This is a genomic window from Mammaliicoccus sp. G-M28, from assembly GCF_022386595.1.
Classification (GTDB): Bacteria; Bacillota; Bacilli; order Staphylococcales; family Staphylococcaceae; genus Mammaliicoccus; species Mammaliicoccus fleurettii.
Genome location: NZ_JAJNIF010000008.1, coordinates 49872 through 61929, shown reverse-complemented (window position 1 = coordinate 61929; position 12058 = coordinate 49872). Strand labels below are relative to the sequence as shown.

The 12058-nt window shown below is 30.3% G+C and carries 11 protein-coding genes and 1 riboswitch; of the genes, 3 read left to right on the top strand and 8 right to left on the bottom strand.

Annotated elements, in window-relative coordinates; genetic code table 11:
• Positions 1-12: 12 nt before the first annotated feature.
• A complete protein-coding gene (locus tag LQ609_RS08630; protein ID WP_078357599.1) occupies positions 13-924 on the bottom strand; it encodes a nuclease-related domain-containing protein in 912 nt (303 codons plus the stop codon).
• Between the two features lie 276 nt (positions 925-1200).
• On the bottom strand, positions 1201-2394 hold the full coding sequence (metK, locus tag LQ609_RS08625; protein ID WP_078357600.1) for a methionine adenosyltransferase: 1194 nt from the start codon (positions 2392-2394) through the stop codon (positions 1201-1203).
• Positions 2395-2495: 101 nt separating this feature from the next.
• Positions 2496-2608: riboswitch (SAM riboswitch) on the bottom strand.
• Positions 2609-2789: 181 nt separating this feature from the next.
• On the opposite strand from metK, the gene pckA reads away from it, so the two are divergent.
• Positions 2790-4388: a phosphoenolpyruvate carboxykinase (ATP) gene (pckA, locus tag LQ609_RS08620; protein ID WP_107509866.1), complete on the top strand. Its 1599-nt coding sequence runs from the start codon at positions 2790-2792 to the stop codon at positions 4386-4388.
• A 50-nt stretch (positions 4389-4438) separates the two neighbouring features.
• Here the strand turns inward: pckA and LQ609_RS08615 are convergent, their stop codons facing one another.
• Complete coding sequence (locus LQ609_RS08615) at positions 4439-5212, bottom strand: alpha/beta hydrolase family protein (RefSeq protein WP_198644269.1); 774 nt, start codon at positions 5210-5212, stop codon at positions 4439-4441.
• Positions 5196-5660: an RNA deprotection pyrophosphohydrolase gene (gene ytkD, locus LQ609_RS08610; RefSeq protein ID WP_078357602.1), complete on the bottom strand. Its 465-nt coding sequence runs from the start codon at positions 5658-5660 to the stop codon at positions 5196-5198. The genes LQ609_RS08615 and ytkD overlap by 17 nt, the downstream gene beginning before the upstream one ends.
• 66 nt (positions 5661-5726) lie before the next feature.
• Between ytkD and LQ609_RS08605 the strand changes: the two genes are divergently transcribed.
• Positions 5727-6512, top strand: coding sequence for a hypothetical protein (locus LQ609_RS08605; protein ID WP_078357603.1), 786 nt, complete (start codon positions 5727-5729; stop codon positions 6510-6512).
• Positions 6513-6522: 10 nt separating this feature from the next.
• Complete coding sequence (yidD, locus tag LQ609_RS08600; RefSeq protein WP_078357604.1) at positions 6523-6753, top strand: membrane protein insertion efficiency factor YidD; 231 nt, start codon at positions 6523-6525, stop codon at positions 6751-6753.
• Between the two features lie 69 nt (positions 6754-6822).
• On the opposite strand, the gene menC is transcribed toward yidD, so the two are convergent.
• The 4 genes from menC to LQ609_RS08580 all read right to left on the bottom strand — a co-directional run bounded on the left by menC (position 6823) and on the right by LQ609_RS08580 (position 11498).
• The gene (gene menC, locus LQ609_RS08595) at positions 6823-7821 is read right to left on the bottom strand and encodes an o-succinylbenzoate synthase (RefSeq protein WP_208143722.1); all 999 of its coding nucleotides are present in this window, start codon (positions 7819-7821) and stop codon (positions 6823-6825) included.
• Positions 7814-9211 carry an o-succinylbenzoate--CoA ligase gene (gene menE / locus LQ609_RS08590; RefSeq protein ID WP_078357606.1) on the bottom strand — a complete coding sequence of 466 codons (1398 nt, stop codon included), beginning with the start codon at positions 9209-9211 and terminating at the stop codon, positions 7814-7816. Before menE ends, menC begins: the two co-directional genes overlap by 8 nt.
• A 130-nt stretch (positions 9212-9341) precedes the next feature.
• Positions 9342-10514: an MFS transporter gene (locus LQ609_RS08585; protein ID WP_078357607.1), complete on the bottom strand. Its 1173-nt coding sequence runs from the start codon at positions 10512-10514 to the stop codon at positions 9342-9344.
• A gap of 141 nt (positions 10515-10655) precedes the next feature.
• Positions 10656-11498, bottom strand: a complete 843-nt coding sequence (locus LQ609_RS08580; protein WP_239734588.1) for a DegV family protein — start codon at positions 11496-11498, stop codon at positions 10656-10658.
• Positions 11499-12058 lie beyond the last annotated feature (560 nt).

The window sequence follows — 12058 nt, the reverse complement described above, 5'->3', positions numbered from 1 at the left end:
AGCGCTTTGTTTCTAAGGATTAAACTTTTCAATTTCATCCATAATTCTTTCAAGGTCTTCCACACTATATTGGAATCTACCATGGAAGACAAATTTATTAAAGAAATGTTGTAGTTGTTTTTCTCCTACTAACACTTTAATGTTAGGATCTTGTGAGTAATTACTTATAGTAGCTTCACTCACTTCATTAGGATGGAAGTATATGATTGGTGTTGGTGTATATTTAAGTTCCAGTTGTCGTTGTAATTCTTCTGTTGTACCATCAACTTCTTTAACTTCATCAGTATATGAATGAAATGCTGCAGTTTTATTATTTGATTGTTTTTCTAGTAATAACGTTTGTTCTTTATTTGGATTTAAATCCAAAGTTCCAAAAACTTGTCCTAATACTGGAAAATCATTAAACTGCTGTTCTGTAATACCGTGATAGATGTGACCACTTACTAAATTTGAGTCAATAACATAAATGCCTGTTCTAGTTAATACTAAATGGTCTATTTGTCTTACTTTGCCTAAAGGATCTTTAGGTAAAAATATATTAGCCATTATATGCATATCTTCAGGTCTAATTCTACGTTCATTTACAAGTTGATCTCTTAATTCTAATAAATGTCTATCAGTTATATATTCCCCTTCATTCTTGGAAAATAACTTTAATGAGTCAATTTCTCTTTCTTTTTGTGAAATTTCTTGTTGATGTGATTCTTTTTGTTTAGTTAGAACCTTTTTATTCTCTACTCTTTCATGATCTAACTTCTCTTTGTGCTCAGATTTTAGCGACTCGTTTTGTTGTTTATGAGATTCTTGAATCTTAGTCAAAGATTTTTTCTTTTGTTTTAACGAAACAAAGAATAATATAATAAATAATATCGCAATAACAACTGCTGCGATTAATCCATAATGAATCGGTTCTAATTGACTCATAATTGCAGATCGCTCCCTTTCATAAGTATTACTTCTATTATAGTAAAAAATTCAAATTAATTCAGTATTTATCATAAAATATATTAATTATCCCATTATATTTTTTAATACTTCGTACATTTGAATAGTTATTCCTCACTTTAATAGTAAATTAATTTAATTTCCAATAAAAACACTTTAAATAACATGTACAAAACCTATAAGCAAAGTCCAATGTTTGCAGAAATTAAAAAAGCACTGTATAAAAAGGTAATTTTTTATACAGTGCTTTTTAGTTTATTTAAGTAAATCTTTTAATAAGTCTACTTTATCTAATTCTTCCCAAGGTAATTGAACATCTGTTCTTCCAAAATGTCCATATGCTGCAGTTTTTTTATAAATAGGTTGTCTTAAATTCAGCATTTGTATAATGCCTGCAGGTCTTAAGTCAAATACTTCTCTAATTTTTTCTACTAAAGTTGTTTCTTCAACTTTACCAGTTCCAAATGTTTCTATTGATATTGAAACTGGCTGAGCCACGCCTATTGCATATGCTAACTGAACTTCACATTTGTCTGCAAGTCCACTAGCGACAATATTTTTAGCTACATAACGCGCTGCATAAGCTCCTGATCTATCCACTTTAGTTGGATCTTTCCCACTGAAACATCCACCGCCATGTCTAGCATAACCACCGTATGTATCTACGATAATTTTTCTTCCAGTTAATCCTGCATCACCTTGTGGTCCACCAATTACAAATCTACCTGTTGGATTAATAAAGAATTTAGTTTCATCATCTAATAATTCTTTAGGAACGATTGGGTAAATAACATGATCTTTAATATCTTGTTGTATTTTTTCTAGTTCAATTTTTTCATGATGTTGTGAAGAAATAACAATTGTATCAACTCTTACAGGTTTATCATTCTCGTCATATTCAACTGTTACTTGTGTCTTACCATCTGGACGTAAATAATCTAAAGTGCCTTCTTTACGAACATCTGTTAATCGTTTAGCTAATTGATGTGCTAAATAACCTGGTAACGGCATATAAGTTTCTGTTTCATTTGTTGCATATCCGAACATAAGCCCTTGGTCTCCTGCACCAATAGACTCAATTTCTCTATCTGTTAAGTCATCTCTATCTTCTAACGCACAATCTACACCTTGCGCTATATCTGGAGATTGTTCATCAATTGCAGTTAAAATTGCCATTGTTTGAAAATCATAGCCATATTTTGCTCTCGTATATCCTATATCTTTTACAGTTTGTCTTACTACTTTAGGTATATCAACATATGTTGAAGTTGAAATTTCACCTGCAATTAAAGCCATACCTGTTGTTACTGTTGTTTCGCAAGCGACTCTAGCTTTAGGGTCACCTTTTAATAATTCGTCCAAAATTGCGTCAGAAATTTGATCCGCAATCTTATCTGGATGCCCTTCTGTTACTGATTCAGATGTGAAGAGTCTTCTATTCTTTAACATAAAAAATCTCCTTTAAATAATGTTGTACGGTCTCTTTCTCTGCGCAAATAAAAAGTGCCCTCTCTCAATAAAAATAGAGAGAAGGCACACTCGTCCATTCGCTCTTATCGTTCAGACAATATTGGTCTGCAAACGGTTTGGCACCTTTCTTTCAAATAGAAAGAGGTTGCTGGGTTTCATTGGGTCCATGTCCCTCCACCACTCAGGATAAGAGAATCCGTCAAAGACGATAATACTAGAGTTTTCTGATTATGTCAATGCAACGAAATATAATTCAATTGTCATAAATTTTTAAAATAAATTTTCCTATTAGTATAGACTATATATTTTAATGTGTTATACTAATTCCATGAAAATGCTTACAACACTAATATAAGACATGGGGGTCGTCATTTATGGCAATACAGTCAATTACAGAATCAATCGAACTTTCTAACCTTCTTAATAAGGAAACTACACACAAACAACTCTCTAGAACTGAATTATATAGTCATATTCTAGAATCTGGTGAAGGGGTATTAACTGAATCTGGTGCTATTAGAATGGAAACAGGGAAATATACCGGACGTTCACCTAAAGATAAATTTATTGTAAAAGAAGCAGATACAGAACAAGATATTGATTGGGGAACAATCAATCAACCTATCTCAGAAAATAGCTTCTTAAATTTATATGATCAAGTTATTGACTATTTAAACCAAAAATCACAACTTTATGTCTTCAATGGATATGCTGGTGCAGATGAATCATCACGCTTAGATTTACGTGTGATTAATGAGTTACCTTGGCATAATCTATTTGCTCAAAATATGTTTATACGTCCTGAAACTAAAGAAGATGCACTTAATATTAATCCTAACTTTACTGTTATCAGTGCACCTGGATTTAAAGCAAATCCAGAAAAGGACGGCACAAACTCTGAAACATTTATTATCACTTCATTCAAACATCGCGTTATATTAATTGGTGGTACTGAATATGCTGGTGAAATGAAAAAAGGTATATTCTCAGTTATGAACTACTTGTTACCTAAAAAAGGCATTATGAGCATGCATTGCTCAGCTAATGTTGGTTATAACAAAGATGTCGCTTTATTCTTCGGTCTATCTGGAACAGGTAAAACAACTTTATCTGCTGATCCAAATAGAAAACTTATCGGAGACGACGAACACGGTTGGAATGAGAATGGAGTCTTCAATATCGAAGGAGGCTGTTACGCTAAAACAGTAAGCCTTAGTCGAGAAAAAGAACCACAAATTTATGATGCAATTCGATATGGTACAGTATTAGAAAATGTAGGTGTTAAATCTTGTGGATCAGTTGATTACAACGACACTTCATTAACTGAAAATACTAGAGCAGCATACCCTATCGATTTTATAGATAATATTGTAACACCATCAATTGCAGGTCATCCAAATACAATCATCTTCTTAACAGCAGATGCATTTGGTGTATTACCTCCAATTTCAAAATTAGATAAATCACAAGCGATGTATCACTTCTTAAGTGGATTTACATCTAAATTAGCAGGAACAGAAAGAGGCGTAACGAGTCCACAACCTGTATTCTCAACTTGTTTCGGCTCTCCATTCTTACCATTACATGCGACAGAATATGCAGAATTACTTGGTAAATTAATTGACGAACATGATGTAGATGTTTACTTAGTGAACACTGGCTGGACTGGTGGAGAGTATGGTGTAGGTTCTAGAATGGACTTAAAACATACACGCTCAATGATTCGTCGTGCAATAAGTGGAGAAATCAAAAATTCTGAATTTGTTAAAGATGATATTTTTGGTCTAAATATTCCTAAACACGTTTCAGGAGTACCATCAGAAATATTATACCCACGTAATACATGGGTATCAGCAGAAGCATATGATGAAAAAGCTAAACAACTTGCTTCAGATTTCAAAGAAAACTTCTGTAAATTTGGAGAAACTTCAGAACACATTCAAGCAGAAGGCGGATTTACTTTTAATCGTTAAAATTAACCCCATGTATAAAAAAACCCTTAAAGTTGAACTGAAATTCAACTTTAAGGGTTTTTGTTTTCACATTTATCCATCCAATTATGAATTTGAATGAGTGTCTGTTTTTCTTTTTCAGGTCTAAATACATGCCCTTCTCCTTGTTCATAAATCGTGCTATATTCTACATTATGTTCTTTTAAATGTTCTTCTAAATGGTACGCCATATTGATATTAACTTGTTTATCTTTATCACCATGAACAATTAAAATTGGCGGGCTATCTTGATTAATGTTTTTCAAAGCATTTCTACGTTCATATTCTTCATATTGCTTTTTAGGATGTCCAACCATCCTTTTTAACATTCCTCGTAAATCAATTCTCTCTTCATACATCATAAGTAAATCAGTTACTCCGCCCCAAATTATATAACTTGTTGCTTTAACTGTTTGATACGTAAGTAAGCCTTGTATACCGCCTCTAGAAAAACCTATAATATGAACAGGTATTTGCGGGTATTTTTCTTTTAATATATTGATACCAACAATTACATCATTTAAATCGTCTCCACAAAAATGATCTCTTCCTTCGCTTCCGTTACTTCCTCGATAATAAGGAGCGAATACTAATGTATTTTTATTTTTAAATTGAGACATTCTTGCTGGCCTTACTCTACCAACTTGTCCTTTACCACCTCGTAAATAAACAACGATTCTTTCAACGTTTTTATGAGGTGTCATTAGCAACCCTCTAACTTTAAGTCGATCTACAATATAAATCACTTCTTCTGTCACGTGATCTAAAAGGAAAACAGGCATTCTTTTTCTACTGAAGAAATCCAAGTTTATACACCCTTTCAACACACTTTAATATCGCTTTATCTTTTAATAAAAAACTCTTTTTTTGTTCAGGTACATCATCTATATTTTGAACAATAATCGGGCCATATGTTTCAAAATACTCACTTTTTACCTCCATCGAATCAACTTTAATAAAATATACGTCTTTATCGAATGGTTTCTCATCATGCACTGTATATGAAGCAATAAACGTTACTTCTTTAGGGATTGCACCTGTTTCTTCATATAATTCTCTTACTATTGCTTCTTTATTTGTTTCATTTTGCTCCACTTTTCCACCAGGAAATTCTATTCCTCTGATTTTATGATGAGTCATAATATAATTATTCTTGTATATAGGAATTCCAAGTACATGTTTAGCTTTTTGTATATCGTTCGCTTCTTTATATTCTAAATCTACGTTTAGTCCATATGGATCTTTATAGCGCATGAAACACGACCTCTTTCTTCGATTGTGATAAACTGTATATATATTTTATTAGGAAGGTAGAAAATATTGAAAAAATTAACCTTAACGTCCTTGATATTAACAATTACTCTTATTCTAGCAAGTTGTAGTCAACAAGGTCAAAATAATTTTAAAAATAGCAGTGAAGCTATTGAAGCATTTCAAAAAAACATTAAAGATGTCGATACCCATTCTATAAAATCTAAAAATGAAACAACTGTAGATTTTCAAGATAGAAAGACAAAGTTAAAACAAAATTCATATGGCCGTACAAATCATCACGATAAACTTTCATTTAATGTAGAACAATCTAGTAATACTAAGGAATTCAAAACACGTGACAAAAGTATCTTTATAGATTCAAATGAAATCAAATCTTCACCAAAGACTAAATACTTAAATTATCATGCACAAAATGCTGAAATTGATTATTATCAAAAAATTGGTCAAGACTGGTTTGATTTAACTACATTTAACCAAAGTTTATTAAAACCGATTGAAGATGATGTGACGATTAAAGACAATACCCTTTCATATGAAGGTACTGACAGCGTAATGAAATATTTATATCAATTAGGTTATAGCCAATCTCCTTTAATCGATCAAGAATCATTAAGTAATATTAATGATTTAAAAATTAAAAAAGGTAAATTCAATTTAACTTTCCAAGAAGACAAAACATTACCTAAAAAATTAACTTTTAATATTGTCGCTACAGGAAAAATAAAGAACGAAACAATAAATATTCATATGAAACAAACAACACAATTTTATAAGTTTAATAATACTAAAGTTAAACCATACAAAAATTTAACAGAAAATAATTATAAATAGGAGAATTGATATGAAAAAGTTATTCATTAAATTAATCCGTCTATACCAAAACTATATATCACCATTAACTCCACCTACATGCAGATTTGAACCAACATGCTCTAATTATGCTGTAGAAGCAATTTCTGAATATGGTGCATTAAAAGGAACATGGTTAGGTACGAAAAGAATATTAAAATGTCATCCATTCCATGCAGGAGGATATGATCCAGTTCCACCAAAAAAAGACCATACACATTAATTGTCTCAACCTTAGTCAACCATAGTGGGATCGTAATCTTTTTTAAAATTAGATTACGATCCCACTTCTTTATTTTATAAGTTTATCTGTATCTACTTTTGGTGGTAAATATTTAATTTTATTGTTCTTTATTTCAGCACTATCCTTAACGATATCATCCATGAAATAATAATCACTTGGTGTCACATCACTTGGATAATCACTATGCTGAGCTAAATATGCGGTGAAATAACTACTTAAACCAAATTCATACATACCACCTATTACAAATTTCAATTTATTCTTTTTACAATAATCGATTATTTCTAGAGATTTATCTATCCCTCCTATTCGGGAAGGTTTAATAACAACCCCATCTATAAGTTCAGATTTATTAAATTTATTAATTTGTTCTAAATTCAAAGCTGACTCATCAATAAATATAGGTAACGTTAATGATTTACGATATTCCTTATATAAATCAAAATGACTAAATGGCTGCTCTATATAAATAAAGTCTTGATCTTTAAATGTGTTTAATAAAGAAATATTACTTTCTTCTAATACTCCGTTTGCATCAATAGCTCTTTTAATTTGAGGATAATATTGTTCTAAAAATGCAATATCTTTTCGAATTCCATTGTGCCATTTTATTTTAATTCTTGAAGGTAATTCACCATGATATTGATTAAAGTATTTTTCAATATCATGATTTACAGTAGCACCATATGCTATATCAAATTCATATAAATCATGGAACTTCTGATAAAAAATCATAGACATTACACTTCGAGCGTTCGGAAAGTCATTTAGTTCATCTATTAATTGACAACTTAGTTTATAACTATTTATTTGATCATAAACATGTCTTTCAAACCAATTAGTTAATTCTTTTTTTACAGAATCTATCGTTTCAAAATGATACCAATCCGTGCTAAAGGCATTACACTCTCCATAGTATTTCTGTCCATTACTATCAACCCATTCAACAATCAATACTTCACGTTCTTCCATTTCAATTAAAGGTGTTTTGATAGATACTCTGAACGGAGCTTTAAATAAATAAAAATTCATCGTATTTTTACTCATGGGTTATCCACTCTTTCACTTTATGCCTTGAAAGTTTACCGGTTGAAGTTCTTGGTATTTCATCCATTTTATAAAAATATTTTGGGTGTTTATATTTGGCTAAATATTCATTCAACAAAATCTTAAATTCATTAATTTCTATTTTACTTTCACCTTCATATACTAAAGCAGGTACTTGTCCCCACTTTTCATCTTCAACAGGAACCGCAACACATGTATTAATCTGCGGATGATTTAACATGATATGTTCTATTTCAAAAGGATATATATTTTCTCCTCCACTAATAATTAAGTCTTTTCTTCTATCATAAATATATACGTATCCATTTTCATCTATAGATCCAATATCACCAGTCTTGAAGTATCCATCTATAAATGTCGTAGTATTACTATTAGTTGTTAAATAACCATTCATAACATTACCACCTGAAACAGCTATCTCACCGTGCCCATCAGCATTCTTATTTAAAATTTTAAGTTTTACATTTGAAGGTATTTTACCAACCGTACTTGGTTCATCACGTAACATTTCTGGACTTGCAGTTACAAACTGCGAACATGTTTCTGTCATACCAAATGAATTATAAATTGGTAAATTGTATTCAAGTGATTTATTGATCATAGATTCTGATAATTTTGCTCCACCTAACAGTATTTTCTCCAAATTATAGGGTTCTTTTAATTCCTCTTTAATCAACCATTGCAATGTCTGAGGAACGAGTGAAATATGTGTAATACCTTCATGCTTAATCAAATGCATAACACGGTCAATATTAAACTTAGCTTCTAATACTACTGTGAAACCTTCAATTAAACTACGTATAAGCACACTTAAACCAGATATATGATAAATAGGTAGCACTGATAGCCATTTCGTTAATGAATCATAACCAAGGCTTTCTTTACAGCCAATAGCACTATAATAATGATTCGAAAAAGTTTGAGGTACAGCTTTAGCAGGTCCAGTTGTCCCTGACGTAAACATTATCGTAGCAATATTATCCATTTTAAATTGAGATTCTAAATTATGTTTATTTATATGATTTATGTCACTTATATTTATATTCTTTTGTTTAATATCAAGTGAATTATAAGTCAATACTGTTTGTACATTAACACTATCTAATTGTTGTTCTATTTCTCTTGATGTCAATTTAGTGTTAATCATCACAATCTCAACATTCGCTAGCCAAGCTCCAATAATCAAAGATACATGATGGATATCATTCTTTATATAAAATGCCACCCTATTTAAATTAAGTTGTTTTAAATACGACGCATATACTTTTGACTCTTTGAATAGTTGTTGATATGTTATTTCAATATCATCTTGTTTGATTGCTACTTTATTTGGTGATTCAATTACGCGTTGTTCAATCCAATGTTTCATATTTGGACCTCCTTATATCATTATTTATTATAACGATAAATTCATAATAGAACATAAAAAATGCTTTATGCATAATATAAAATCCCGACAAAGTTTAAATTATGTCGGGATTTATATTATTAGTTCTTGGTTATGCTGAAGTATTTTGTTGCATTCTTCTTTTTGTAACGATACGTTCTAACATTAAGAACACTAGTCCAATGATAGTTAAAAATGGTGCTACTAATGCTAGATCTTTAACTTCTAATTGGCTAACTACTATTCCACCTATAAAAGCACCTAGTGCATTACCAATATTAAATGCAGATTGATTCATTGTACTTGCTAACATTGGCGCATCTTTTGAAATGACCATACTCTTAAATTGAAGAGAAGGACTCATACTAAATCCTATAAGTCCAAATATAAAGATACCAACAACCATTAACAGGCTATAATTTTGAATAAAGTACATCATAAAAATATAAATAGGAAAAACAATAAAAATAATGTTTAGTGCTCTATTTAAATTCCAATCTGCTAGTTTACCACCAATTATATTACCTAAAGTGACACCTACACCAAATATTATAAGAACAAATGAAATCCATCGCTCATCTATATGTGAAACATTAATTAAAATTTGAGAAATATAAGTAAAATATGCAAATACACTACTAAACCCAAATAATGTTACACCAAGAGTTAACCATAATTTAACGTCTTTTAATACATTTAATTCATTTTTAATAGAAATAGGTTGAGTATCTTTTTGATTCGGTACATATTTAATAATTCCTATTAATGTTAGTAGACCTAATATACTTATAATTATAAAGGTCATTTTCCAACCAAATATTTGACCAACAAAAGTTCCGAATGGTACGCCTATAATATTACTCATTGTTAAGCCCATAAACATTAGCGCCATAGCACTAGCTCTTTTATGAGGTGGCACCATGCTTGCTGCTAAAATAGAACCTATACCAAAGAAAGATCCATGTGCTAGCGCCGCAACAATTCTACTTAACATTAATAACTCATAGTTTGGAGCTATTCCGCCTATTCCATTACCTACTATAAAGATTCCCATTAATAAAACGAGTAAATTTTTTCTTGGTAGCTTATATGTAGCAAGAACTATAATCGGTCCTCCAATGGCAACACTAAGTGCATAACCTGTAATCAGTTGCCCAGCATCAGACACAGTTACATTCAAGTCTCTTGCAATATTTGGTAGCAATCCCATGATTACAAACTCTGTCATACCTATTGCAAACGCACCAAGACTTAATATCCATATCGCTAAAGGATACTTCTTCATCAAACACAACTCCTTTAACCTTATTATTTTAATCAGATTTATCCATATTAGTACGTTTATAAGCATATGACAAGCTTTTTTTATAAATTTTTTATAAATAAAAAAAAACTGAGAAATAGATTCTCAGTTTTTAAAACGATTTCATTCAGTTGTATTAATCCAACCAATACCAATCGTTCCATAACCAGTATGAACAGAAGCAACAGGTACTAATGGTTCAACATATACATTTATATTACTATTCAATGTTAAAATACGTTCTTTCCAAATATGTGCCTCTTCTTCATTACCAGCATGTAGTACACCAATACTTGTAATCCCCTTATCAATTGCCTCTTTCATACGAGCAATTAAATAAGCTTCAATTTTCTTCATTCCTCTAGATTTAAGTTCTAAATCTATCGTTCCATGCTCTAATTTCAATAAAAGTTTAATGTGAAGTAAGCTACTCAATAAATATTTGCCATTAGATACTCTACCACTATTTTTCAATTGCTGTAGGTTTCTTGGTAATAAATATAATTCACTTGTTTCTTTTACACTTTCTAACTTATTCACTATCTCATCAAATGATTTATTCTCATTATATAGCTTTCTCCCATATTCAACTAATTCTTTCTGAGGAAAACTCCCTGTACCGCTATCGACAACATGGATCTCCATAGGAAAATTTTTTGAATTTGAAAGTGATGAAGCATAAGTACCCGATAAACTACTTGAAGGGTGAATCGCAATAACATGCGTATATCCCTCATCTTCAATTTGCTGATAAGTTTCAATAAAATCTTGAGGTGTAGGTTGAGCCGTTTTTGCTCCATTACCATTTTCCTTTAACATATCGAAACATGATTTTGAACTTTCAAACTCTGTATCTTTATATGGTTTGTCTTCTATAATTGTTGATAAAGAAACTACAAATAAATCTTTCTCGTCAATATTTTGATCAATATAAGTTGTTGTATCAATTAACCACGCTAATTTCATTACTTCCTCCAGTGTATATAAAATATACGAATCATCTTAGTGTATTATTTTAACTCTAATCTTATTAATACCATATATTCCAGTTCTACACAATTAAAAAAAGAAACAATAAGTTCGAACAATCATATAATAAAATATAGGTTTGTAATTCTAATATAATTTTATTAACAAACCTTATTATTTAGGTGATTAATATTATAAGGTAAATTGTACTATATGAATTATTTTAGATAAAATTTACTATTTAAAAATACTAATTATCTTTGAATCTCCCTATTTATTAAATTACAAAAAATAACAAAAACATTATTAATGGTATTAGAAATAATATGTTCCCAATATTAACCACAAACCAAATTAGACTAATATATCTAATGTGATTATTTTTAACAAAAACAAAGCTAATTGATATAATTCCTGTCCTATTGACGTATTTGCGAAAAATATTAATAAATCACCAATTTAACAAGCTATACTTTAGCTACTGTTACCACAATTTATTGCTTAAAATAAGACAATAAAAAAAGAGCAAGGTCAACGTGTAAGAGATTAATCTCTTA

What these genes read in the sequence shown, in the direction of transcription:
- menC (WP_208143722.1), bottom strand. Translation starts at nt 7,821, where the DNA reads ATGAGTAAAAATACGATGAATTTTTATTTATTTAAAGCTCCGTTCAGA.
- pckA (WP_107509866.1), top strand. Translation starts at nt 2,790, where the DNA reads ATGGCAATACAGTCAATTACAGAATCAATCGAACTTTCTAACCTTCTT.
- metK (WP_078357600.1), bottom strand. Translation starts at nt 2,394, where the DNA reads ATGTTAAAGAATAGAAGACTCTTCACATCTGAATCAGTAACAGAAGGG.
- ytkD (WP_078357602.1), bottom strand. Translation starts at nt 5,660, where the DNA reads ATGCGCTATAAAGATCCATATGGACTAAACGTAGATTTAGAATATAAA.
- LQ609_RS08630 (WP_078357599.1), bottom strand. Translation starts at nt 924, where the DNA reads ATGAGTCAATTAGAACCGATTCATTATGGATTAATCGCAGCAGTTGTT.
- menE (WP_078357606.1), bottom strand. Translation starts at nt 9,211, where the DNA reads ATGAAACATTGGATTGAACAACGCGTAATTGAATCACCAAATAAAGTA.
- LQ609_RS08580 (WP_239734588.1), bottom strand. Translation starts at nt 11,498, where the DNA reads ATGAAATTAGCGTGGTTAATTGATACAACAACTTATATTGATCAAAAT.
- LQ609_RS08585 (WP_078357607.1), bottom strand. Translation starts at nt 10,514, where the DNA reads ATGAAGAAGTATCCTTTAGCGATATGGATATTAAGTCTTGGTGCGTTT.
- yidD (WP_078357604.1), top strand. Translation starts at nt 6,523, where the DNA reads ATGAAAAAGTTATTCATTAAATTAATCCGTCTATACCAAAACTATATA.